The sequence below is a fragment of the Streptomyces sp. NPDC049541 genome (assembly GCF_044465725.1).
GTDB lineage: Bacteria > Actinomycetota > Actinomycetes > Streptomycetales > Streptomycetaceae > Streptomyces.
The window spans coordinates 179,244-203,227 of record NZ_JBITLY010000006.1 but is presented as its reverse complement, the minus strand read 5'-3'; the positions used below and the strand labels follow the sequence as shown (position 1 = coordinate 203,227).

Below are 23,984 nucleotides of genomic sequence, written 5' to 3'. Positions count from 1 at the left end.
TCCAACACAGCCCCGCGCCCCTTAAGGCGTTGGCCTGGGCGGCAGCTTTGGACGTGAGCGGTCCGGGACGTTGCTGTAATCCGGAGGGGTTGCCGGAGGGTTGGATTCCAGTAGCTGCACCGCCAGTTGCACCGCGTCGTCCAGCTGCGCATGCCGTCCCTCGGCCCAGTCCAGCGGAGTCCGGAGGATCTCCAGGTCCGGAGTCACCCCCTTGTTCTCCACGGTCCAGCCGTAGGCGTCGAACCAGGCCGCGTTCATCGGGACGGTGATGATGGTGCCGTCGCCGAGGCGGTGGCGGCCGGTCATGCCGACCACGCCGCCCCAGGTGCGCTGGCCGATGACGGGGCCCAACTCGAGGAGCTTGATGGCGGCCGTGATCATGTCGCCGTCGGAGGAGGTCGCCTCGTCGGCCAGGGCCACCACCGGCCCGCGGGGCGCGTTGGAGGCGTAGGAGACCGGTTGGGCGTCGCGGGTGAGGTCCCAGCCCAGGATCGTGCGGGACAGTTTCTCGACGACCAGTTCGCTGATGTGGCCGCCCGCGTTGCCGCGTACGTCGACGATCAGGGCGGGCCTCGACACCTCCATCCGCAGGTCCCTGTTGAACTGGGCCCAGCCCGAGCCGCCCATGTCGGGGATGTGCAGATAGCCGCAGCGGCCGCCGCTCAACTCCCGTACGACGGCACGGCGTTTGGCCACCCAGTCCTGGTAGCGCAGGGGGCGTTCGTCGATCAGGGGGACGATCGCGACCCGGCGTGAGCGGCCCGCCTCGCCGTCCGCCGCGGTGAAGGTGAGCTCGACCGTCGTGCCGCCCGCACCGGCCAGCAGCGGGTACGGCCCGGTCAGCGGGTTGACCGGGCGGCCGTCGACATGGGTCAGTACGGCACCCTCCCTGATGCCCGTGCCCGCCAGCGGTGAGCGGGCCTTGGAGTCGGAGGACTCGCCCGGCAGGATCCGCTTGACCACCCAGCCCTCCTGCCTGTGCACGAAGTTGGCGCCGAGCAGGCCCTGGAGGCGCTGGTAGTGGGGTGGGCCCTCGTTGCGGCGGGCGGCGGTGACATAGGCGTGCGAGGTGCCCAGTTCGCCGAGCACCTCGCGCAGCAGGTCCGCGAACTCGTCGGGGGACGCGACCCGTTCGACCAGCGGACGGTACTGGTCGAGCACCCCGTCCCAGTCGATGCCGCACATCCCCGGATCCCAGAAGTACGCGCGGATGAGACGGCCGGCCTCCTCGTACGACTGGCGCCACTCGGCGGCCGGGTCGACCTGGTGCAGGATGCGGCGCAGGTCGATCCAGACCGTCGTGTCGCCGTCGCCGGACTCGGAGGAGGGGACGGCCCGCAGGTCTCCCTCGTCGACCACGACCAGGCGGGTGCCGTCGCCGCTGAGTGCGAACCAGTCCAGGTGCTCCAGGAGTTCGGACTTCTTTGCCTTGCTGATGTTGAAGTGTTCCAGGGTCGGGCGGCCGGTGGTGTCGTCCGGGTTGGCGAACGTCTCGCCGAGCGCCCCCGAGATCGGCCAGCGCAGCCAGACCAGGCCGCCGCCCGCCACGGGATACAGCGCCGAGTACTTGGAGGCGGTGACCGGGAAGGGGGTGACCCGGTTCTCCAGCCCCTCGATCTCGACGGTGACCGCGCCGTCGCCGCCCTCCTCCTCGTCCTCCACCGGGTCCAGGCCCCCGGCGGCTGGCCGGCCCTCCGGGGTCAGGGCGAAGGGGGAGGGGGTCGCGGAGGACAGCGGGACCAGGTACGGGCGGCAGCCGAGCGGGAAGGACAGGTCCCCGGTGTGGACGTCGTACACCGGGTCGAAGCCGCGCCACGACAGGAAGGCGAGATAGCGGCCGTCCCGCGTGAACACCGGATTCTCGTCCTCGAAGCGGCCGTTGGTCACGTCGACGATCAAACGGTCCTTTATGCGCGCCATCTTGATCTGCCGCAGGGAGCGCCCGATTCCCGGGTGGGACCAGGTCAGCCAGGCGCCGTCCGGGGAGAAGGCGAGGTCACGCACCGGGCCGTTGACCGAGTGGATCAGCTCGGTCACCTCGCCTCCCGCGGACTCCTCCGTCACATCGAGCAGCAGCAGGCGGCCGTCGTGCGAGGCGAGGGCGAGGCGCTCGCCCTGCGGATCGGCGACGAGTTCCTGTACGCGCCCCAGTGCGCCGGAGGCCAGCCGGCGGGGCTCGCGGTCGCCGGTCGCGCGCGGCAGATGGGCGATCTCGACCGCGTCCTCGCCCTCCGCGTCCGTCACATAGGCGACCTGGCCGGTCGAGCCGAGCATCTCCGGGAGGCGGACCCGTACGCCCGGGGTGTCGGTGATCGTGCGCGCCGGGCCGTCCCGGTGGGTGAGCCAGTACAGGCTGCCGCGTACGACGACGGCGCTCGCGCGGCCCGTCTCGTCGACCGAGATGCCGTCGACGTGCTGGGCGGCCGGGACCTGGTAGGTGCGCCGGCCCGCGCGCGGACCGCTCAGCCGTACGTCCAGGCGGCGCGGCCCGGAGTCGGCGGCCAGGTCGTCGACGATCCACAGGTCACCGGCGCACTGGTACACCACCCGGGTGCCGTCGCTCGAGGCGTGCCGGGCGTAGAAGGCGTCGTGGTCGGTGTGGCGGCGCAGGTCGGAGCCGTCGTAGGCACAGGAGTAGAGGTTGCCGATGCCTTCGTGGTCGGAGAGGAAGGCGATCCGGCCGCCGACGAACATCGGGGAGTGCAGATGGCCCTCCAGGTCGGCGAGGAGGCGTTCGCCATGCAGCCAGAGGCGGCCCATGGCGCCGCCGCGGTAGCGCTTCCAGGCGGCGGGTTCGTGGGGCGGGGTGCCGGTCAGGAGGAGGGTCTTGCGTTCGCCTTCGATGTCGGCGACCTGGATGTCGGAGACCGGGCCCCAGGGGAGCTTGCGGCCGGGGTCGCCGTCGGGGGAGACCTTGTAGGCCCAGGTGAAGTACGAGAAGGGCTCGCCGTGGGAGGCGACGGCGAGAATCGTGCCCCCGCTGTCCCCTTGGCAGGGTGTCCATCCGCAGACCTGGGTGTCCGCGGAACCCCAGTAGGTGAGCTGGTGGCCCGGTCCGCCGTCCACCGGGACGATGTGGATCTCGGGGACCAGACTGCGCCAGCTCGTGTACGCGATGGTGCTCCCGTCCGGCGAGAAACGGGGGTGGCCGAGCTTCGTACGGTCGACGGTGAGACGCCAGGCGCGGCCCGGGCCGTCCAGGGGGGAGAGCCAGAGGTCGTCCTCGGCCACGAAGCACAACAGGTCACCGCTGAGATGGGGCAGGCGCAGATAGCTCACCTCCCCATGCTTTTCCGCCGGATGGGGCCGGGCAACTCGTGGGGACTTACGGATCCTTCACCTACGTGAGCCACCACACGTACGAAACGGTTTCGTTTCGAAGGTGTACGGGGTATCTTCATGAACGTACGAAGCAGGCGCCGAGGCGGCGCATCCCGAGCGGGAAGGTGAGTGGCATGACTGAGGTCGCAACGGCGCGTCGCAGTCGGATCACGCCCGAGCGTGAGGCCGAGTTGTACGAGGCCGTGCTCGACCTGCTCCGGGAGGTGGGCTACGACGCCCTCACCATGGATGCCGTGGCGGCCCGCACCAAGTCCAGCAAGGCGACGCTCTACCGCCAGTGGGGCGGCAAGGCCGAGCTGGTCGCGAAGGCGGTGCGGCACAGCAAGCCGGGGCCCTCGTTCGAGGACATCGACACCGGCTCGCTCCGGGGCGACCTGCATGCCCTCACCCTGCGGTCGGACGACTGCGAGATGGAGGCGAACTCCGCGCTGATGCGCGGGCTGGCCATGGCGATCCACGGCAACCCGGACCTCCTCAAGGCGTTCCGGGAGCATCTGATCGAACCGGAGACGGCCGAAATCCGCCGTGTGCTGCAGCGGGCGATCGACCGGGGCGAGGTCCGTGCGGACAACCCGGCGCTCGACTACATGGTGCACATGATGATCGGTGGGTTCGCCGCCCGCAGCATCATCGACGAGCAGCCGCCGAGCCAGGCCTTCCTGCTCTCGTACATCGACGCGGTGGTCCTTCCCGCCCTCCGCGCCTGACACCTCCCCACCCCCTCCCCACTGCCTGACGTCACCGCTCAAGTCGTCGGGACGATCATCCCTGCCTCCCCGCCGGGCTGATCACCCCTGCCCTGAAACACCCACGACCTGACCGGGAGTACGCCTCCGTGGCCACGTTCCTCTACAGAATCGGCCGATTCGCCTTCAGGCGACGGCACTTCGTCGCCCTGTTCTGGGTGGCGCTGCTGACCCTCGCGGGGGTCGGCGCCGCCAATGCCCCCGCAGCGGGCTCCACCTCCTTCTCGATACCCGGCACCGAGGCGCAGAAGGCCTTCGACCTGCTGGAACAGCGCTTCCCCGGAATGAGCGCCGACGGTGCGACCGGACGCGTCGTCTTCAAGGCGCCCGCGGGCGAGAAGATGACCGACCGCGCCAACAGGGCGACCGTCGAGAAGACCGTGAAGGAGCTGGCCGACGGCTCCGAGGTGGTCTCCGTCGCCGACCCCTACCAGGCGCACGCCGTCAGCAAGAACGGCACCGTCGCCTACGCGTCCGTCAAGTACAAGGTCTCCGGCATGGAGCTCAAGGACGCCTCCCGGGACGCCCTGAAGGAGGCCGCGCAGGACGCGCGGCACGCCGGGCTGACCGTCGAGATCGGCGGTGACGCCCTGCAGGCCGGGGCCGAGCCGGGAGCGGCCGGTGAGGTCGTGGGCCTCGCCATCGCCGCGGTCGTCCTCGTCATCACCCTCGGCTCACTGGTCGCGGCCGGACTGCCGCTGCTGACGGCGATCGTCGGCGTCGGCATCGGTGTCTCCACCATCACCGTGCTGGCCAAGGCGCTCGATCTGGGTGACACCACCTCCACCCTCGCCCTGATGATCGGTCTCGCGGTCGGCATCGACTACGCGCTGTTCATCGTCTCCCGCTACCGCGGCGAACTGGCCGAGGGCCGCGACCGCGAGGAGGCCGTCGGACGCGCCGCAGGGACAGCCGGTTCGGCGGTGGTCTTCGCGGGCCTCACGGTCGTGATCGCACTCGCGGGTCTCTCGGTCGTCAATGTGCCGATGCTGACGAAGATGGGCCTCGCGGCGGCGGGCACGGTCGTCGTGGCCGTCCTCATCGCGCTGACCATGGTCCCGGCCCTGCTCGGATACGCGGGCAGGAAGGTCAGGGCGGCGGGCGAGAAGCGCCGGGGGAGCACGGCCGGCACCCCCGGCAAGCCCGGTCTGGGCGCCCGCTGGGCGAGCTTCGTCATCCGCCGTCCGGCCGCCGTACTGCTGCTCGGCGTGGTCGGCCTCGGCACGATGGCGGTGCCGGCCACCCAGCTGGAGCTGGGCCTGCCCGACGACGGTTCGCAGCCGACGTCGACGACGCAGCGCCGGGCGTACGACGTGTTGTCGGAGGGCTTCGGGCCCGGCTTCAACGGCCCCCTGATGATCGTCGTAGACGCCAAGGACAGCGACTCGCCCAAGGCGGCGGCCGACAAGGTGGCCGACGGGATCAAGGGTCTGGGGGACGTCGCCACGGTGACCCCGGCGGTGTTCAACAAGGCCGGCGACACCGCGACGATCACCGTCGTCCCCGGCTCGAAGCCGTCCTCGGTGCAGACCGAGGACCTGGTGCACGCCATCCGTGACCAGGGCGGCGAGATCAAGGCTGACACGGGCGCGAAGGTGCTGGTCACCGGCACCACGGCGATGAACATCGACTTCTCGCAGAAGCTCAACGACGCCCTGATCCCGTATCTGGGCCTGGTGGTGGGCCTCGCCTTCCTGCTCCTGATCGCGGTCTTCCGCTCCGTCCTGGTCCCGCTGAAGGCGGCACTCGGCTTCCTGCTGAGCGTGCTCGCCGCGCTCGGTGCCGTGGTCGCGGTCTTCCAGTGGGGCTGGCTCGGCGGCCTGCTGGGCGTCGAGCAGACCGGCCCGATCATGTCGATGATGCCGATCTTCATGGTGGGCGTGGTCTTCGGGCTCGCCATGGACTACGAGGTGTTCCTCGTGACCCGGATGCGCGAGGCCTACGTCCACGGCGAGACGCCGGGCCAGGCCGTGGTGACCGGCTTCCGGCACAGCGCGCGGGTCGTGGCGGCCGCCGCGGCCATCATGATCGCGGTCTTCGGAGGCTTCATCACCTCCAGCGAGTCCATGATCAAGATGATCGGTTTCGGCCTCGCGGTCGCCGTCTTCTTCGACGCGTTCGTGGTGCGGATGGCGATCGTCCCGGCGGTCCTCGGGCTGCTCGGCAAGAAGGCCTGGTGGCTGCCGAAGTGGCTGGACCGGGCGGTGCCGAACGTGGACGTCGAGGGCGAGGGCCTGAAGACCCTCGGCGACGGCGACACGAGGGACAGCGACCCGGACGAGGACCGGGAGCTGGTACGGGCCTGAGCCTCCGGCCGGTCGCGGGCTGCCTGGTCTGCCTGCGTACGGCGGGCGGTCCGGTCGCCGAGCGCCGCGGGCGCCGGGCGATTGTCAGTGGCGCCGCCTAACGTGGCGGCATGACCACACTTCAGGAACGCCCCCACACCGCCCTGCTGGTGATCGACGTCCAGCAGGGCGTCGTGGCGTCCGCGCACGAGCGGGACGCCGTCGTCGCCACCATCGCCGCCCTCGTCGACAGGGCCCGCGCCGCGGACGTGCCGGTCGTCTGGGTCCAGCACTCCGACGAGGGACTCAAGGAGGGCAGTGACGACTGGCAGTACGTGTCCGAACTGCCCCGCCGGGAAGCGGAACCGCTGGTGCACAAGAACTACGGCGACTCCTTCGAGGGCACGGACCTGGAGCAGGTCCTCGCCGCGGCCGGAGTCGGCCATCTCGTCGTGACGGGCGCGGAGACGGACGCCTGCATACGCTCCACGATCCACGGCGCGTTCGTACGGGGCTACGACGTCACGCTGGTCGCCGACGCGCACACCACCAACGACAACAGCAAGTGGGGCGCCCCGCCGCCGGACCAGGTCATCGCCCACACGAACCTGTACTGGCAGTACCACTCGGCACCGGGGCGCACGGCGGCGGTGAAGGAGGCGAAGCAGGTGGCGTTCGGGAGCTGACGGCCGCTGAGGAAAGGGCGGGGCCCGAGAAGGCGACGTTAGTCTGTGGGGCGTGAACCCGTCTCATGTGCTGATCAGCCTTGTTCTCCCGGTGTACGCGGTGGAGGAATATCTGCGTCCTTGTCTGGATTCGATGCTCGGCCAGTCGTTCACCTCCTTCGAGGTGATCGCCGTGGACGATGCCTCGCCCGACGGGTGCGGGGCCATCCTCGACGAGTACGCGAACAGGGATCCGCGGATCCGCGTCGTGCATCTGGAACGCAACGGCGGGCTCGGCGAGGCCCGTAACGCCGGGCTGGAACATGCCCGCGGGGAGTACGTCTGGTTCGTCGACAGCGACGACCTCATAGCCGAGGAATCGCTGGCCGCGATAGCCGGCAAACTGACCGCGACCCGACCTGACGTGCTCTTCTTCGACTACGCCCGACTGCTCCCCGAGGGCGGGGTCGAGCCCGCTCCCCGCTCTCACCTGCTGCGTGAGCCGCTGCCGCCCGAGGCGTTCGAGCTGCGGAGCCGGCCCAGTGTGCTCGAGCTGATGATGACCGCGTGGAACAAGGCGATCCGCCGTGACTTCCTGACCGGTCTGGGTGTGCGCTTCGGGCAGGGGCTGTACGAGGACCTGCCGGTCACCTACCCGATCCTGGTGGCCGCCGAGCGAATATCGCTCCTCGACCGGGTCTGCTACCACTACCGTGAGCGGCGTACCGGCGCGATCACCACCACCGTCAGCGACCGCCACTTCGATGTGTTCGGCCAGTACGAGAAGGTCTTCGCCTTCCTGGACGAGCGGGGCGCGGCGGCCGAGGAGTTCCGGGCCCAGCTGTTCGACCGGGCGATCTGGCACTACACGACCATCATCGACGAACCCGGCCGGGTCCCGGCGGCCCGGCAGCGGGAGTTCTTCCGCCGGATGGCCGAGCACTTCGCCCGCTTCCGGCCCGCGGATCACACCTACCCGCCCGGCGCGCGAGGCGCGAAGTTCCGCCTGGTCGAGCGGGGCGACTACCGGCTGTTCGCCGCGCTGCGCCCGGTCAACCGGCTGCGCCTGAAGGCCCGTCGGAGCGTGCGCGGAGCGGTCGGCGCGGCACGGACGGCGACGCGGCGGGCCCGCGCCCTGCCCGCCGTCCTCTACTACGAGGCGTACAAGCGCCTCCCTGTCGACGACAGGCTCGCCGTCTACGCGGCGTACTGGTACCGCAGCTACTCCTGCAACCCCCGCGCCATCTACGAGGCGGCCCGCGAACTCGCCCCGGACATCCACGGGGTGTGGGTGGTACGCAAGGACGCGGTCGCCTCGCTGCCCCCCGGAGTGGACCATGCCGTGGAGGGCTCGCTGCGCTCCCTGCGCGTACTGGCGCGGGCGAAATACCTGGTCAACAACGTCAACTTCCCGCACACGGTGTCCAAGCGGCGCGGCTCGGTGCATGTCCAGACGCTGCATGGGACCCCGCTGAAGGCCATGGGCCTGGACCAGCAGCGCTATCCGGTCGGTGCGCAGGGGATGAACTTCGCGCGGCTGCGCGAGCACTCCGCCCGCTGGGACTTCCTGCTGTCGGCGAACCCGCACTCCTCCGAGGTGTGGCCGCGCGTCTACCCCGGCAGCTACGAGCTGCTGGAGACCGGCTATCCGCGCAACGACCGCTACTTCCGCACCGGCCCGGAGGAGATCGCCGCCATCCGCGCCCGCCTGGGCATCGAGCCCGGCCAGAGGGCCGTGCTGTACGCCCCGACGTTCCGGGAGTACGGGGGCGACGGTCCGCTGCCGGATCCGTCCCGCCTGGCGGCCGCCCTCGGGCCCGATCACGTGCTGATGCTGCGCTCCCACTACTACGACGCCGAAGGCGCGCAGACGGACGCCGAGCGGCGGGCCGAGGGCGCCGCGCGGGTCGTGGACCTCTCGTCGTACCCGGTCGTCGAGGACCTGTGCCTGGCGGCCGATGTGCTGGTGACCGACTACTCGTCGATCATGTTCGACTACGCCTGCCTCGACCGGCCGATCGTCATCTACGCCCCGGACTGGGAGACGTACCGGGCCGCCCGGGGCGTGACGTTCGACCTGATGGCCGAGCCGCCGGGCGCTGTCGCGGAGAGCGAGGAGGAGCTGATCGAGGTGTTCCGCTCCGGGGCGGTCGCCTCCGGCGCGGCGGACGAGGCGCGGGCGGCGTTTCGGCGGCGGTTCTGTGCGTTTGACGACGGGCGGGCGGCTGAGCGGGTGGTTCGGCGGGTGTTTCTCGGCGAGAAGTGATGGGCCGTCGATTGTCTGCGGGTCCGTTGTGGCTGGTCGCGCCCCGCGGCGGAGCCGCTGATATGCACAGCCCCGCGCCCCTAGGGGAGCTGCCCGACCGTACGCGCATTTGCTGAGCGGGACAGGAGGTCGTCCAGGGCCCGTTCGAAGGGAGCCAAGGGGTCGGGTGTGGCCGGGCCCAGCAAGTAGGTGCGCAGGCGCTTTCGGTCGTCGGCCAGGGGATCGGTGCCGTTGAGGAGGGCGTCGAGGCCGGTCAGGTCGGAGCCGATGAGGTGGGCTGCTCGGGCGGCCGGGTAGCGGGTGCGGAAGGTGTCGGGGGCGAGGTCTGCGGGGTTGGTGACGGCGTACGGCTTGTCGGTGGCCAGGAAGTCGGTGACGACGCCGGACACGTCGGCGATGAGCAGGTCGGCGTGGTCGAAGCAGTCGTACAGGCCCGGTCGCGAGCCGCCCGTGACGCGGTGGCGCCACCAGCCCTCGGCCGCCCAGTACGCCTCGTTCCACTCCGCCAGTGCCGACTCCCAGGCGGCCGACGGCGGCTCTTCGGACACACCGGCGTCCCGCGCGGCCTGCGCCTCGTCCCCGCGTGCGGGCCGGCGCAGCTCGTCGAGGCGGCGGGCGAGCTCCGGGAGCCTGGCCGCCTGCGCGGCCTGTTCCCGTGTGTCCTGCCGCCGGAACTCCTCGCGGGCGTCCCGGGCGGTGTTCGCCTCGTCGATCAGGGTCAGGATCTCGGCGTGCGCCGCGCGCGCCCGGGGGTCCAGGGTGCCGGTCAGCGGGTGCGGACGGTACAGCAGGCGGACCGGCGGCTCGTGCTCCAGCAGGGTCTTCACGATCCGCGGTCCCATGCCGGTCAGGGACGTCGCCGCGCCCGGGTCGCCGTGGAAGCCCTCCCAGGTGGGCGCGTAGAGCACGGTCGGCATCGGCGAGGAGGAGGGGTCACCGGTGGCGTTCAGCCGCCCCAGCGACGGGCGGCCGACCTCGACGACGTCCGCGTCGGCCACGCCGGACCCCGAGCGCGCGTAACGCTCGCGCCCGGCGGGCCCCGCCACCCACACCTCGTCGTACACCTTGGTGAACGGATTGGAGCTGGTGGGCTTGTCGCTGTCGCCGTGACCGAGGTAGACGCTGCGGAACTGCGGCAGCCGCAGCAGGTGGGTGTTGTTGGCGGCGTTGGCCACGAACAGCGCCACATGCGCCTCGGGCAGCCGGAAGGCGGTCAGGTCCTTGCCCAGCGGCAGGCACACCACGGGCCGGGACGTCGGGTCGAGCCGGGTGAGCATCTCACGCTCGCGCAGCACGACGACCACCCGCCGGCGCAGCCGGTCGAGGACCGGCAGCCAGCCGTTGAGCTGGTACGCCGATTCCAGGGCGCCGGAGAAGTACACGACGACCTCGGGACGGTACGCCTCCACCTGCTCGTTCACCACCCGCAGCAGCTTGCCCTTCGCGGCCAGGTGCCGGCCCCGCCAGGCGTGCCGGGCCAGCCACCCGGCCGCGACCAGGGCGGCGAGCACCGCGACCCCGGCGCCGACCGCCGCCCACTTCGCCCCGGCCGCCGCAGCGACGGCCACGCCGACGACCAGCGGCAGGTCCACCAGCGCGAGCGGCCCCCGATGGAGGTCCATCAGCAGTCGCGGCGGCGCGTCGGGGATCCGCAGCGCGGACAGATCCACGTTCCGGGTGACCACCGGCAGCCGCCGGCACCACCAGACGAACAGCAGCAGTCCCGCACAACCGCCGCGCAGCGCATGCAGCGCCAGGAAGCCGAGGGCGGTCAGGACGAAGGCGCCCGACTGGGCGTCCCCCAGCCGTGCGAGCAGCACGAGCGCCGCCGCGCCCCGCAGCAGCGACCCCGCCGTGAGGCTCAGGCACACCTGGCCGAGGGGCTGCATGGAGCCCGCGATCCGGCGCAGTGCCTTGGGCTCGGCGAGGTAGTCCGCGGCCGCGAACACGGCGAATGCCCAGCCGCTGGGCACCACCGCGGCCAGGAACAGCCCGAGCAGCGCGGCCGGGAACCCCGCGATCCTCGCAACCGCCGTCACCGGCACCCTGCCCAGCAGTTTTCTCGGGTTTATCGTGCTCACCGCCATCCGACACTTTTATCAGAGCGGCACGCGCAGCTCCGCCCAGACTGTTTTGCGTGGATATGGCCCCGGAGCGACGCCCCACCGGTCCGCGAGCGCGTCCACCAGGAGCAGGCCGCGGCCCGACTCGGAGGCGGGGCCCGCCGGTGCGGGGCGGGGGAGCCGGTCGGGGCGGGTGTCCGTCACCTCGATACGGAGGGTCTTCCCGACGACGTAGAGGGTCAGGCGGAAGTCCCGCCCCGGTACGCGGCCGTGCGTCGCGGCGTTGGCCGCCAGCTCGGTGACGATGTGCGTCGCGCTCTCGAATGGGAGCCCCCAGGTGCGTAGTTGCTCCTCCGCGAGGAGGCGGGCGAGGCGGGCGGGGCATGAACGAGGTTGCGGACGAGGCGGGTTGGGACGTCGAGCCGGGCGATGAGATCGAGCCGTTGGTCCAGGCGGTGGGGCGGCTGCTCAAGGTCTGCCGGGAGTCGGCGGGGATGCGGGCTGCTGACTTCGCAGAGGTGATGGGCTACGGCGAGGACATGATCCGGAAGATGGAGCGGGGGGGCAGCGGATTCCCCGACCGGAGTTCCTGGATCGGGCGGATCAGGTGCTCAAGGCTCAGGGGCATCTGCGCGCGTTCATGGAGGACATGCGGAAGGCTCGGTATCCGAAGAAGGTGCGGGAGCTGGCGCAGTTGGAGGAGCGGGCGGTGGAGATGCTGCTGTACAGCAACCACAACATCCATGGCCTGTTGCAGACGCCGGAGTACGCGCGGGCGCTGTTCGGGATGAGGCAGCCCCCGCTCTCGCCGGACGTAGTGGAGCGGGAGGCCGCCGCGCGCATGGCCCGTAAGTCAGTCTTCGACCGGGATCCTGCCCCGACGCTCGGTTTCGTCCAGGAACAGGTGACGCTGGAACGTCCGTACGGTGGGAAGATGGTGTTGCGTCGACAGCTCGAACACCTCCTGGAGGTATCGCAGTTGTGGAACGTCACCGTCCAGGTCATGCCGACCGACCAGGAGGACAACGCCGGAGCGTCGGGCCTGATCGAAGTGCTGAAGTTCAACGACGGCACGGCGGTCGGGCGTTCCGACGGAGCGTTCAACGGTCGCCCGGTCTCAAGTCCAAGGGATCTTCGGGTCCTCGAACTCCGCTATGGCATGATCCGGGCGCAGGCTCTCACGCCGAGGGAGTCGCAAGCCTTCATCGAGCAAGCGCTGGGGAGACTATGAGCGCCACTGAACTCCACTGGTTCAAGAGCAGCTACAGCAGCAGCAGCGAGCCCGGCGACTGCGTCGAGATTGCAACCACCCCCGCCGCCATCCACATCCGCGACTCCAAGACCCCCGACACCGCCCACCTCACGGTGACGCCCACCACGTGGGAGAACTTCCTCAGCCACGTCTCCACACACTGACCCACGCAGGGGACAACTCGGTCGCGTGTCACGTACACGCAGCGCTAGCGTGCCGTGCATGACGAATGTCGATGCCACCGACAGCTCCGCAGCCAGCCCCCGTTTCGCCGCCGCCCTCGGCGAACTGGGGCTCGACGACCTGCACCGCCGTATCCGCCGCTTCCCGGACGCGACCCGCACCGCCGCCGAGGCGGCCGCCGCGATCGGGTGCGAGCTGAGCGAGATCTGCAAGTCGCTGATCTTCGCGGCGGACGGGGTTCCGGTGCTGGTGCTGATGGACGGGGCCTCGCGGGTGGACGTCGAGCGGGTACGGGAGGAACTCGGCGCCGAGAAGGTGACGCGGGCCAAGGCGGACGTCGTACGGGAGACCACCGGGTACGCGATCGGGGGTGTGCCGCCCTTCGGGCACCGTACGAAGACCCGGGTGCTGGCCGACCGGTCGCTGCTGGAGCACGACGTCGTGTGGGCCGCCGCCGGGAATCCGCACGCCGTGTTCCCCATGGAGCCAAAGGAGCTCGTCACCCGCGCCGGAGCCGCCCTGGTGGATGTGCGCGAGCGCAGCTCGTGACGCCGCTGGTCGCCACGGCCGTCCTGTGCGCCGCGGTCACCCACGCCGGGTGGAACGCGATCGCCCACCGCATCACGGACAAGCTGGTCGGGTTCACGCTGATCGCGGGCGGCGGGATGCTGATCGGGCTTGCGATGGTGCCGTTCGTCCCCCTTCCGGCGTCCGGGGCGTGGCCGTACCTGGCGGCCTCCGCCGTCATCCACCTCGCGTACTACGTGATGCTCATGCGGTCCTTCCGGCTCGGGGACTTCGGGCAGGCGTACCCGATCGCCCGCGGTACCGCGCCGCTGGTCGTCACTGTGCTCGCCGCCGTGTTCGCGCACGAGGTGCCCAACGGGTGGGCGGCCGCCGGTATCGCGTTGTCGTGCGCGGGCCTGACCGGTGTCGCCCTGTGGGGGCTGCGCGGCAGCCGGCCCAACTGGGCGGCGATCGGCGCGGCCCTCGCCACCGGGCTGACCATCGCCGCGTACACGGTCGTCGACGGGCTGGGGGTGCGGGCGTCCGGCTCGTCCCTCGGGTACATCGCCTGGCTGATGGCGGTGGAGGGGGTCGCGATCCCGGTGTACGCGCTGACCCGCTGGCGGGGTGAATTCCTGGCTGTTCTACGGCCGTTCGCGGGCGTGGGGCTGATGGGCGGGGCCATGTCCGTCGCCGCGTATGGCTTGGTCCTGTGGGCCCAGACCAAGGCCGAACTGGCGCCGATCGCGGCCCTGCGGGAGTCGTCGATCATCGTGGGGGCGGCCATCGGGGCGGTGTTCTTCAAGGAACGGTTCGGGGCGCCGCGGATCGCGGGGGCGGTGTTGTTGGTGGCGGGGATCGGGCTGATGCTGCGGGCGGGCTGAGCGCCCGGGCTTGGCCGTGTCGCGTGCGGCGCCGTGGCTGGTCGCGCCGGCGCGGCGGAGCCGCGTGTCGAGGCAGCCCCGCGCCCTTGTGGGGCGCTTCGCGCCGTGGTCGTGTGCGGTGCCGTCGTGGCTGGTCGCGCCGGCGCGGCGGAGCCGCGTGTCGAGGCAGCCCCGCGCCCTTGTGGGGCGCTTCGCGCCGTGGTCGTGTGCGGTGCCGTCGTGGCTGGTCGCGCCGGCGCGGCGGAGCCGCGTGTCGAGGCAGCCCCGCGCCCCTTCGGGGCGCTCCACCGCACCCCATGCCACCCCTGTCCGATTCACGTCGGTGTACGCGCCCGCGATTTGCCTACGCCTTGACGATCCGTTCCGCGGGAGTTCAACTCGGCGTTTGTGCCTGGGGTGTGTGTTGTCCCTATGGTCCCAGCGGACATCGGGAGAAGGGGGGCCCATGGGGACACGTCACGCAGTGGTGGCTCGTGGGATCACCAAGTGCTTCGGCGACGTCGTCGCGCTCGACGGTGTCGACCTGGATGTGAACCAGGGTCAGATACATGGGTTGGTCGGTCCGAACGGTGCCGGCAAGACGACGTTGCTCGGTCTGCTGCTGGGGCTCGCCGTCGCCGACAGCGGGCGTCTCGAGGTCCTCGGTACGCCGGTGGGGCGGGCGTTCGACGCGCCCGAGGATGTCGCCGGGTTCGTGGACGGGCCGGGTCTGTATCCCTCCCTCACCGCCCGGCAGAACCTCGCGGCGCTGGCCCGGCTGCGCGGTGAGGACGCCCGGAGTGCGGGCATCGACGAGGTGCTCGACCAGGTCGGGCTCACCGCCGTCGCCGACGACAAGGCCCGCGGCTTCTCGCTCGGCATGCGCCAGCGGCTCGGGCTCGCCGCCGCCCTGCTCACCAAGCCCCGGCTGCTCGTGCTCGACGAACCCTCCAACGGCCTCGACCCGGCCGGGAAACGGCACGTGCACCGCGTCCTCACCCGGCTCGCCGCGGAGGGGACCAGCGTGGTCCTGTCGAGCCACCGTATGGACGACCTGGAGGCGCTGTGCTCCGAGGTCACCATCCTCGCCACCGGACGGGTCGTCTTCTCCGGCCCGCTCGGCAAGCTGGCCGCCGAGAACCGTGAACTCGACTACCGGGTGAGGACTTCCGATCCGCGGGCCGCTCGACGGCTGGCCGACAGCTCGGCCGGGATCCGGATAGTCGACGACGCCGGGATACGGCAGGACGACGAACTGCTCGTCGTGCGCGCCCTGGTGCCCGCCCTCGACGAACTGGTGGCGGGCCTCGTGCGCTCGGGCATCGCGGTGCGCGAGCTCGCGCCCGTCGTATCGCCGCTGGAGGCCGCGTTCCTCGCCCTCACCGAGCAGCAGGAGGAGGCAGCCCGATGACCGCGACCGTCACCGCCGACAAGGTTGTCAGAGCCCGCCGGGTCCCCGTCTCGCGCGGTTACCGCTTCGAACTGGTCAAGCTGGTGTCGCAGTGGCGGATCCGGCTGCTGGTGCTCGCCTGCTGGATGGCTCCCGCCCTGTTCGTCGCGGGGGTGAGCCAGCAGAGCACGCTGCCCTCCGACACCCTCTTCGGTCGCTGGATGCACGCCACGGGCTGGGCCGGGCCGCTGGTCATGCTCGGGTTCGCGGGAACCTGGGCGCTGCCGCTGCTGACCTCGGTGGTCGCCGGTGACGTGTTCGCCGCCGAGGACCGGCTCGGCACCTGGCGGCATCTGCTGGTCGCCGTACGGTCGCCGCGACGGATCTTCGTGGCGAAGTCGCTCGCCAGCCTCACCGTCATCCTGCTGCTGGTGGCCGGTCTTGCGGTGTCCAGCGCGGTCGGCGGGCTGGTGTCGGTCGGCAACCAGCCGCTGGTCGGCCTCGACGGCCACCTCCTGGCACCGGGGGACGCAGCCCTGGGGGTCCTGCTCGCCTGGACCGCGGCCCTCGCGCCGACCCTGGCCCTCGCCGCGATCGGACTGCTCGGATCGGTCGCGCTGGGGCGGTCCCCGATGGGGCTGCTGCTGCCCCCGCTCCTTGCGCTCGCGATGTCGGTCGCCCAGATGCTGCCGCTGCCCGTCGCCGTGCGCCTCGCCCTGCCCGGCTACGCCTTCATCTCCTGGAACGGCCTGTTCACCAGCCCCACCCAGCTCGGCCCGCTTCTGATCGGCGTGGCGGTCGGCCTGGTGTGGGCCGTGCTCGGGACCACGCTGGCGTATCTCCTCTTCCTGCGGCGCGACTTCACCAACCTCGCCTACGACGGTTCCGGGCGCCGGGCGCTCACCCTCGGCGCGCTGCCGCTGGCCGGGCTGACCGCCGTCACCGTCGGCGTGGTCGCCGTGGCGACCCCCTCCACGGGCTCCGGCATCGAGCAGGCCAAAGTCCAGCGCTCGGTGGCCACGGCGTTCGCGCACCTCTACCGCATGCAGACGCAGGAGCTGCACCGTCCCGCCGTCACCGAGGCGCAGCTGCGGGCCTCGGCGGCGTGCACCAAGAGCGACGGCCAGTCGGCCCAGGAGGGCGCGGGCAACGACTGGCGGTGCGTCGTGACCTGGCATCTGCCCGGGGTCCCGGTCCCGGGGACGGCGATCTACCAGCTCGACATCACCTCGGACGGGCGGTTCGTGGCCGACGGCGACGGTCCGAAGGAAGTCAACGGCTACTTCCTGCTGCGGACCTCGACCGGAGACGCCCCGAATCCGCTGTGGCAGTTCGACGGCAACGTCGAGCTGCTCGCCACCCCCCACTGAAGGTTCCAGCGAAAGGTCCACTGAAGGGACACCCCGTGCAGGTAACACGCCAGCGCCGGATCAACGAGAAGAATCAGGTCAACCTCTTCGGCAGACGCGTCGGCCGCCGCGCCCTGCTGGTCACGGCGGGCATCGCGGTCGCCCTCGGCGTCACGGGCACCGCGGTCGCCTCGACGTGGCAGTTCGGCACCCAGCAGGTCGCCGAGGAGACCGCGAACGGCCAGGTCATCTCCAGCGACCAGTACATCAAGCCGTACGGCACCCGCTCCGTCATCAACGACGGCAAGATCATGTCGTCGGCGGTCAGCCCCGACGGCAGCCGGCTCGCGGCCTCGGTCGCCGACGGCGACGCCTCGCTGGTGATCACGGACCTGAGCACCGGTCAGGTGATCCAGAAGGTCGGCACCAACGCGGCGGACGACCTGCGCATCAAGAGCGGCTCCGTCGGCCAGGAGGGCCCGACGTACTCGCCGGACGGCAAGCAGCTGTGGCTGGGCCAGACCGACGGCTACACCAAGTTCACGGTCGGCGCCGACGGCACCCTCTCCAACCCCATGAGCGTCCCGATCCCGGCCGACGGCACCAAGCACGCCCTCGTGGCCGCCGCGGTGTTCTCGCCCGACGGCTCCACCGTGTACTCCGCGGTCAACGGCCAGAACCGGGTCGTCGCCCTCGACGCGGCCACCGGAACCGTCAAGCAGAGCTGGGCCGTCGGCAACGCCCCCCGCGGAATCGCCCTGGTCGGCGGCAAGCTCTACGTCAGCAACGAGGGCGGCCGCCCGGCCAAGGACGGCGACACCACCATCAACTCCTACGGCACCCAGGTGCCCGCCAACCCGGACACCGGCGCCACCACCACCGGCACCGTGAGCGTCATCGACACGGCGGACCCGTCCGCCGCCGTCAGCAGCGTCGACGTAGGACTGCACCCGACCGCCGTGTACGCGAACAAGGGTGCGGTGTTCGTCACCAACACCGCCGACAACAGCGTCTCGGTCATCGACACGGCCAAGGACAAGGTCGTACAGACCATCGCCACCCAGCCCTGGCCGGAGGCGAAGGTCGGCTACGAGCCGAACGCCGTGACCCTCACCGACGACGGCCGGCTGCTGGTGACGCTCGGCCGGGCCAACGCGGTCGCCGTCTACCGCTACAAGTCCCCGCAGGAGCCCGCCCGTTACGTCGGCCTGCTCCCGACCGACTACTTCCCCTCCGGGATCGCCACCGTCGGCAAGACCGTCGTCGTCTCCAACACCCGCGGCATCGACGCCCGCCGCCCCACCGCCGCCTCCGGGCACAACACCCACGACACGACGTCCAGCCTGACGCAGTTCACGCTGCCGGACGACAAGACCGTCAAGGCGCAGACCGCCAAGGTCTTCCGGCAGAACGGCTGGACGGCCGGCTCGGTCCTGACGGCCGGCCGCAAGCCCTCCGGGAAGGCGCTGCCGGTCCCGCTGCGGCTCGGCGACCCCTCGACGATCAAGCACGTCTTCCTGCTCGTCAAGGAGAACCGGACGTACGACCAGGTCTACGGCGACCTGCCGCAGGGCGACGGAGACCCCTCGCTCACCACCTTCGGCGAGAACGTCACGCCCAACCAGCACGCCCTGGCCGAGCAGTTCGGCCTCTACGACAACTTCTACGACGTCGGCACGAACTCCGCCGAGGGCCACAACTGGCTGATGCAGTCGGACAACCCGGAGTACACCGAGTCCTCCGCCGGCGAGTACCAGCGCAGCTACGACACCGAGAACGACGCCCTCGGCCACCAGAAGACCGGCTTCATCTGGAGCGGCGCGCAGGCGGCCGGCCGGTCGGTCAAGGACTTCGGCGAGTTCCAGTCGCTGGAGACCAAGCCGGCCGGGGCGACCTGGCAGAACCTGTACTGCGACAGCAAGAACATGGAAGCCACCGGGGCGCAGACCCAGTACCCGATCCAGACGGGCTCGGCGATCCCCTCGCTCAACAAGGTGTCCGTGCAGGGCTTCCCGATGTTCGACCTCGACGTCCCGGACATCTACAAGGAACAGATCTGGAAGCAGGACTTCGAGAAGAACGGTCCCGCGAACCTGAACATGTTCTGGTTCTCCAACGACCACACCGGCGGCCCGGCCAACGCGGCGGCCGAGGTCGCGGACAACGACCTCGCGGTCGGCCGGATGGTCGACGAGATCTCCCACAGCAAGTACTGGAAGGACTCGGCCATCTTCGTCGTCGAGGACGACTCCCAGAACGGCCTCGACCACGTCGACGGCCACCGCGCCCCGGTCCAGATCATCAGCCCCTGGGCCAGGCACGACACCGTCGACAGCCACTACTACTCGCAGATCACGATGGTCCGCACCATCGAGCAGATCCTCGGGATCCACCCGATGAACCAGCTCGACAGCGCGGCCACCCCGATGTACGGGGCGTTCAGTCTGAAGCCGGACAACACCCCGTTCACGGCCGAGCCCAACCGGACCTCGCTGACCCTCGGCGTGAGCCCCCAGCCCTCCTGCGGCTCGGACACGCCCGCCCCGCAGGACACCAAGGCGGCGCTCGCGCCGACCTCCGCCGCGGTGCCGCAGGCCCAGCAGCAGCTCGCCGCGCAGTGGAAGGCCTGGGCCTCGCACCAGCGGCTCACCGGCCCGCACGCCGTGCCCGACTACGCCAACAACGAACAGATGAACCGCTACACCTGGTACCAGACCCACAACTGGACCAAGCCGTACCCCGGCGACAAGAAGGTGTACGCGCCCGCCGACGTGCCGGGCGCCTACCTGCCGTCGGCGGAGAACGACGGCTGACATCCGCCCAGCGCGCCGCGGACCCCGGGCCGAGGTCACACCGGCCCGGGGTCTGCGTGCATCCGCGGGCCTGTAGGAGCACTCTGGAAGCAGGTCTTCCGGAGGTGATCGTCATGATGCACACCGCAGTGGGATGGCACGTCGAGCTGGAGTTCCAGGAGGACGACACGCACACGCGGGCGGTCGCGCTGGTACGGCTGTCCGACGGGACGGAGGTCAAGGCCCATGGGCATGCGAGCCGGCACCACACCGACGCGAATCAGCCGCGGGTGGGGGAGGAGATCGCTGGCGCGCGGGCGCTGAACGAACTCGCCATGCAGTTGCTCACCAAGGCGCATGGGGAGATCGACTCGGCGTCGGGGCGGACGTCGCACTCCATCAACGTGTGAGAGTGCCCATCACGGGCTGCCGTGACCTGCCGTCGGGCGTCTGCGGCTGCGTCGTGGCTTGTCGCGCCCACGCGGCGGAGCCGCACATCGACACAGCCCCGCGCCCCTTCAGGGGCGCGTCCGCAGCGCCCGTATCAGTGCCTGGGCTCGCGGGTCCGCCGTCACTGACTTGCGGAAGCCGTTCGTCACGTAGCCGAAGGCGGTGCCTGAGTCCGGGTCGGCGAAGCCCAGGGCGCCGCCGCGGCCGGGGTGGCCGAAGGAGGTGGGGGACAGGAGGGGGGATGCCGGGCCGTGGAGCATGTAGCCGAGGCCGAACCGGGTGCCCACCACCAGCACGCGGTCCGGTCCCGCGCTGCGTTCGGTGCGGGCCAGCTCCACGGTCCGAGGCGTGAACAGCCTTGTGCCGCCGTCGACTTCGCCGATCAGCGACGCGTAGAAGCGTGCGAGTCCCTCCGCCGTGGCGATGCCGTTGGTGGCCGGGAGCGCGGCGGCGCGGTAGGCGGGGTCGTTCTGGTCCGGGAAGGGGCTGATCGCGGCGAAGGCCCGGCGGGTGAGGGAGTCCGGGTTCTGGTAGGCCTCGGTGACCGAGCGCTTCGGGCGCGAGCGCAGGCCGCCGACCGGCTCGGGCCCCTCGACGCGGCCGACGCGGCCCACCCGGCCCGCCTCCGACTCCGGCAGTCCCAGCCACAGGTCGAGCCCCAGCGGCCCGGTGACCTCCGCAGCGAGCCACTCCCCGGCCCACCGGCCCGTGACGCGCCGTACCAGTTCGTCGAGCATCCAGCCGTACGTCAGCGCGTGATACCCGTGGTCGGTGCCCGGCTCCCACGCGGGCGTCTGCGCGGCGACCGCCTCGGGGCCGCGGTGCGGGTCCAGTGCGTCGGACGGCGTGAGCGGGTGGTCGAGCACGGGCACTCCGGCGCGGTGCGCGAGCAGGTGCCACACCCGCGTCCGCTCCTTGCCCGCCGTCTTGAACTCCGGCCAGTACTCGCCGACCGGCGCGTCCAGATCCAGCTCCCCGCGCTGTTGCAGCAGCAGGAGTACGGCGGCGGCGACCCCCTTGGTGGCCGAGCGCACGACCTGGGCGGTGCCCTGCTGCCACGGTTCGGTGCCGTCGACGTCCTTCGTACCGCCCCACAGGTCGACGACCTTGCGCCCGTCCCGGTAGACGGTGACGGCCGCACCCCGCTCCCCCAGCACCTCGAAGTTCCGTACGAACGCTTCCCTGACCGGCTCGAAGCCCTCGGCCACTGTGCCGTTCACGTCCACGCCCGTGCTCCTCCCGCCTGTGGGTACTCCCTACTCACCCAAGCAGAATCGTCACGTCGATGTTCCCGCGGGTCGCGTTCGAGTACGGGCACACCTCGTGCGCCGCGTCCACCAGCTTCGCCGCGACCTCCTGGTCGAGTACCGGCAGCGAGACGCTGAGGGCGACCGCGAGGCCGTAACCGCGCTGCTTGTTGGGGCCGATGCCGACCTTCGCGGCGACCGTGGAGCCGGTGAGGTCGAAGCCGGAACGGCGGCCGACAAGGACCAGCGCGTTGTGGAAGCAGGAGCTGTAGCCGGCCGCGAACAGCTGCTCCGGATTGGTGCCGTTGCCGTCGCCGCCGAGCTCCGGCGGCATCGCGACCCTGACCTCGATCTGCCCGTCCTGGCTGGTGACGTAGCCGTCCCGGCCGCCGTGTGCGGTCGCCTCGGCGACGTACATGATTTTCGTCGGTCGGGTGTCGACGGTTTCGACGGTTTCGACCGTCGGATCGTCACTCGTGGCGCTCATGGCTGGCCCCCCATAACAAGTGCGCGCAAGTACATCGCGCACAAGATACTGGCTGGTAGGTCAGCAGTGGGTACCAGGGGGTGGGAACCGTGGGTAACCCGAGATCAGCGCTGCGCGGCCGCTTCCGCCCTCGCCGCCAGCCGCCGGAGCTCCTCGCGCAGCCGTGCCACCTCCTGCGCTTCGAGCCCCGTCGCCGCGAGCAGCGCGCCCGGTACGCAGGCCGCGCGCTCCCGCAGTTCCTCCCCGCGCCCGGTGCACGCGACCAGTACCGAGCGCTCGTCGTGCGCCGCGCGCTCCCGGCGCACCAGCCCTGCCGCCTCCAGCCGCTTCAGCAGCGGTGAGACGGTGCCGTAGTCGAGCCGCAGCGCGGTCGCCAGTTCCTTGACGGGGATCTCGCCGCGCTCCCACAGGACGAGCAGGACGAGGTACTGCGGGTAGGTGAGGCCGAGTTCGTCCAGGAGCGGGCGGTAGGAGGACGTCACCGCGCGCTGGGCCGCGTACAGCGCGAAGCACAGCTGGTCGTCGAGCAGCAGCGAGCCCTCGGAGCCGGTCCCGGCCGCCGTGTCGTCCGTGTTCGTCACGCGCCCATTGTCACGGACCGGGGGTCGAAACCGAAGGGCAGCTCCAGGCGGTGGGCGCGCATGAGCTCCTCGTCGGAGAGCAGCTCGGCCGTCTTGCCGTCGGCCGCGATCACGCCCTCGCTCAGGATCAGCGAGCGGGGGCACAGCTCCAGGGCGTACGGCAGGTCGTGCGTGACCATCAGGACGGTGACGTCCAACGAGCGCAGGATGTCGGCCAGTTCGCGTCGGGAGGCCGGGTCGAGGTTGGAGGACGGCTCGTCCAGGACGAGGATCTCCGGCTCCATGGCGAGTACGGTCGCCACGGCCACCCGGCGCCGCTGCCCGAAGGAGAGGTGGTGCGGGGGCCGGTCCTTGAACTCCGCCATGCCGACCTGCGCGAGCGCCCGGTCGACCCGTTCCTCCAGCTCAGGCCCCTTCAGCCCGGCCGCCGCGGGACCGAAGGCCACGTCCTCGCGGACCGTCGGCATGAACAGCTGGTCGTCGGGGTCCTGGAAGACGATGCCGACGCGGCGGCGGATTTCCGCCATGTGCTGCTTGCCGACGGGCAGCCCGGCGACCGTGACCGTGCCCGCGCCGCCGGTCAGGATGCCGTTGAGGTGCAGCACGAGCGTCGTCTTGCCGGCACCGTTCGGCCCGAGCAGCGCGACCCGCTCGCCGCGCCCGATGGAGAAGTCCACGCCGAACAGGGCCTGGTGGCCGTCGGGGTAGGCGAAGGCGAGGCCGGAGACGTCGAGAGAAGCAGGGGAAGCAGTACTCACAGGGTCCATCCCAGCAGGCAGACGACGAGGGCGGCGAAGGGGAGGGCGAGGGCGTACGACCACTGCGCCCGGGAGGCGGTCACCTCGTCGATCACCGGCATCGAGCCTGCGTAACCGCGGCTGACCATGGCCAGGTGGACGCGCTCCCCGCGCTCGTAGGAGCGGATGAACAGGGCGCCCGCCGACTTGGCGAGCACGCCCCAGTGCCGTACGCCCCGCGCCTCGAAGCCCCGGGACTCGCGCGCGATCCGCATCCGGCGCATCTCGTCCGTGATGACGTCGCCGTAGCGGATCATGAAGGACGCGATCTGCACGAGCAGTGGCGGGAGCTTCAACCGCTGGAGGCCGAGGAGCAGTTCACGCAGTTCGGTGGTGGAGGCCAGCAGGACGGAGGCGGCGACGCCCAGCGTGCCCTTGGCGAGGACGTTCCAGGCGCCCCACAGGCCGTTCACGCTCAGGGACAGGCCGAGGACGTCCACCCGCTTGCCCTCCGCCACGAACGGCATCAGCACCGCGAACGCCACGAACGGCACCTCGATCAGCAGCCGCTTGAGCAGGAACCCGGCGGGCACGCGGGCGCGATGCGCGACGACCGCGAGCAGCACGGCGTACAGGCCGAAGGCCCACACCGCCTCCCGCGGTGTCGACACCACGACCACCACGAAGGCGAACGCGGCGGCAAGCTTGGTGTGCGGCGGCAGGGCGTGCACGGGGGAGTGCCCGTGCCGGTAGAGCCTGTGCGCGTGCCCGGCGCCCAT

General features: G+C 71.1%; 18 protein-coding genes and 2 pseudogenes. 12 read left to right on the top strand and 8 right to left on the bottom strand.

Going from position 1 to position 23,984, the window contains the following annotated elements:
* Positions 1-21 precede the first annotated feature (21 nt).
* Positions 22-3,279, bottom strand: coding sequence for a S41 family peptidase (locus ACIBW9_RS23440; protein ID WP_398957972.1), 3,258 nt, complete (start codon positions 3,277-3,279; stop codon positions 22-24).
* A gap of 176 nt (positions 3,280-3,455) precedes the next feature.
* Here ACIBW9_RS23440 and ACIBW9_RS23435 point away from each other — a divergent pair, with 176 nt between their 5' ends.
* The 4 genes from ACIBW9_RS23435 to ACIBW9_RS23420 all read left to right on the top strand — a co-directional run bounded on the left by ACIBW9_RS23435 (position 3,456) and on the right by ACIBW9_RS23420 (position 9,304).
* The gene (locus ACIBW9_RS23435) at positions 3,456-4,049 is read left to right on the top strand and encodes a TetR/AcrR family transcriptional regulator (protein WP_398957970.1); all 594 of its coding nucleotides are present in this window, start codon (positions 3,456-3,458) and stop codon (positions 4,047-4,049) included.
* Between the two features lie 128 nt (positions 4,050-4,177).
* Complete coding sequence (locus tag ACIBW9_RS23430) at positions 4,178-6,394, top strand: MMPL family transporter (protein ID WP_398957968.1); 2,217 nt, start codon at positions 4,178-4,180, stop codon at positions 6,392-6,394.
* A gap of 110 nt (positions 6,395-6,504) precedes the next feature.
* Positions 6,505-7,059, top strand: a complete 555-nt coding sequence (locus tag ACIBW9_RS23425) for a cysteine hydrolase family protein (protein ID WP_398957966.1) — start codon at positions 6,505-6,507, stop codon at positions 7,057-7,059.
* 52 nt (positions 7,060-7,111) lie between these two features.
* A complete protein-coding gene (locus tag ACIBW9_RS23420; protein ID WP_398957964.1) occupies positions 7,112-9,304 on the top strand; it encodes a CDP-glycerol glycerophosphotransferase family protein in 2,193 nt (730 codons plus the stop codon).
* An 80-nt stretch (positions 9,305-9,384) separates the two neighbouring features.
* Here ACIBW9_RS23420 and ACIBW9_RS23415 read toward each other — a convergent pair whose 3' ends face one another.
* Together ACIBW9_RS23415 and ACIBW9_RS23410 are read right to left on the bottom strand one after the other, a co-directional pair.
* On the bottom strand, positions 9,385-11,385 hold the full coding sequence (locus ACIBW9_RS23415) for a hypothetical protein (RefSeq protein WP_398957962.1): 2,001 nt from the start codon (positions 11,383-11,385) through the stop codon (positions 9,385-9,387).
* 18 nt (positions 11,386-11,403) lie between these two features.
* Positions 11,404-11,745: pseudogene (locus tag ACIBW9_RS23410) on the bottom strand (ATP-binding protein); the annotation flags it as partial.
* 5 nt (positions 11,746-11,750) lie between these two features.
* On the opposite strand from ACIBW9_RS23410, the pseudogene ACIBW9_RS23405 reads away from it, so the two are divergent.
* The 8 genes and pseudogenes from ACIBW9_RS23405 to ACIBW9_RS23370 all read left to right on the top strand — a co-directional run bounded on the left by ACIBW9_RS23405 (position 11,751) and on the right by ACIBW9_RS23370 (position 20,113).
* Positions 11,751-12,598: pseudogene (locus ACIBW9_RS23405) on the top strand (helix-turn-helix domain-containing protein).
* On the top strand, positions 12,595-12,783 hold the full coding sequence (locus tag ACIBW9_RS23400; protein ID WP_398957960.1) for a DUF397 domain-containing protein: 189 nt from the start codon (positions 12,595-12,597) through the stop codon (positions 12,781-12,783). The pseudogene ACIBW9_RS23405 and the gene ACIBW9_RS23400 overlap by 4 nt, the downstream one beginning before the upstream one ends.
* Before the next feature lie 58 nt (positions 12,784-12,841).
* Complete coding sequence (locus tag ACIBW9_RS23395) at positions 12,842-13,351, top strand: YbaK/EbsC family protein (RefSeq protein ID WP_398957958.1); 510 nt, start codon at positions 12,842-12,844, stop codon at positions 13,349-13,351.
* Complete coding sequence (locus ACIBW9_RS23390; RefSeq protein ID WP_398957956.1) at positions 13,348-14,193, top strand: EamA family transporter; 846 nt, start codon at positions 13,348-13,350, stop codon at positions 14,191-14,193. The genes ACIBW9_RS23395 and ACIBW9_RS23390 overlap by 4 nt, the downstream gene beginning before the upstream one ends.
* Before the next feature lie 445 nt (positions 14,194-14,638).
* Positions 14,639-15,583 carry an ABC transporter ATP-binding protein gene (locus ACIBW9_RS23385; RefSeq protein WP_398957954.1) on the top strand — a complete coding sequence of 315 codons (945 nt, stop codon included), beginning with the start codon at positions 14,639-14,641 and terminating at the stop codon, positions 15,581-15,583.
* Entirely contained in the window at positions 15,580-16,932 is a 1,353-nt protein-coding gene (locus tag ACIBW9_RS23380) for an ABC transporter permease (protein ID WP_398957952.1), read from the top strand. The genes ACIBW9_RS23385 and ACIBW9_RS23380 overlap by 4 nt, the downstream gene beginning before the upstream one ends.
* Positions 16,933-16,967: 35 nt before the next feature.
* Positions 16,968-19,724 (top strand): phosphoesterase, encoded by a 2,757-nt coding sequence (locus tag ACIBW9_RS23375; RefSeq protein ID WP_398957951.1) that lies wholly within the window; start codon positions 16,968-16,970, stop codon positions 19,722-19,724.
* A 113-nt stretch (positions 19,725-19,837) separates the two neighbouring features.
* Positions 19,838-20,113 (top strand): DUF1876 domain-containing protein, encoded by a 276-nt coding sequence (locus tag ACIBW9_RS23370; RefSeq protein WP_389084336.1) that lies wholly within the window; start codon positions 19,838-19,840, stop codon positions 20,111-20,113.
* 108 nt (positions 20,114-20,221) lie between these two features.
* Here ACIBW9_RS23370 and ACIBW9_RS23365 read toward each other — a convergent pair whose 3' ends face one another.
* The 5 genes from ACIBW9_RS23365 to cbiQ all read right to left on the bottom strand — a co-directional run bounded on the left by ACIBW9_RS23365 (position 20,222) and on the right by cbiQ (position 23,984).
* Entirely contained in the window at positions 20,222-21,379 is a 1,158-nt protein-coding gene (locus ACIBW9_RS23365) for a serine hydrolase domain-containing protein (protein WP_398957948.1), read from the bottom strand.
* A 34-nt stretch (positions 21,380-21,413) separates the two neighbouring features.
* Positions 21,414-21,887, bottom strand: a complete 474-nt coding sequence (locus ACIBW9_RS23360; protein ID WP_398957946.1) for an organic hydroperoxide resistance protein — start codon at positions 21,885-21,887, stop codon at positions 21,414-21,416.
* Between the two features lie 104 nt (positions 21,888-21,991).
* On the bottom strand, positions 21,992-22,468 hold the full coding sequence (locus ACIBW9_RS23355; protein ID WP_398957943.1) for a MarR family winged helix-turn-helix transcriptional regulator: 477 nt from the start codon (positions 22,466-22,468) through the stop codon (positions 21,992-21,994).
* The gene (locus tag ACIBW9_RS23350) at positions 22,465-23,235 is read right to left on the bottom strand and encodes an energy-coupling factor ABC transporter ATP-binding protein (protein WP_398957941.1); all 771 of its coding nucleotides are present in this window, start codon (positions 23,233-23,235) and stop codon (positions 22,465-22,467) included. The genes ACIBW9_RS23355 and ACIBW9_RS23350 overlap by 4 nt, the downstream gene beginning before the upstream one ends.
* Positions 23,223-23,984 (bottom strand): cobalt ECF transporter T component CbiQ, encoded by a 762-nt coding sequence (gene cbiQ, locus ACIBW9_RS23345; RefSeq protein WP_398957938.1) that lies wholly within the window; start codon positions 23,982-23,984, stop codon positions 23,223-23,225. Before cbiQ ends, ACIBW9_RS23350 begins: the two co-directional genes overlap by 13 nt.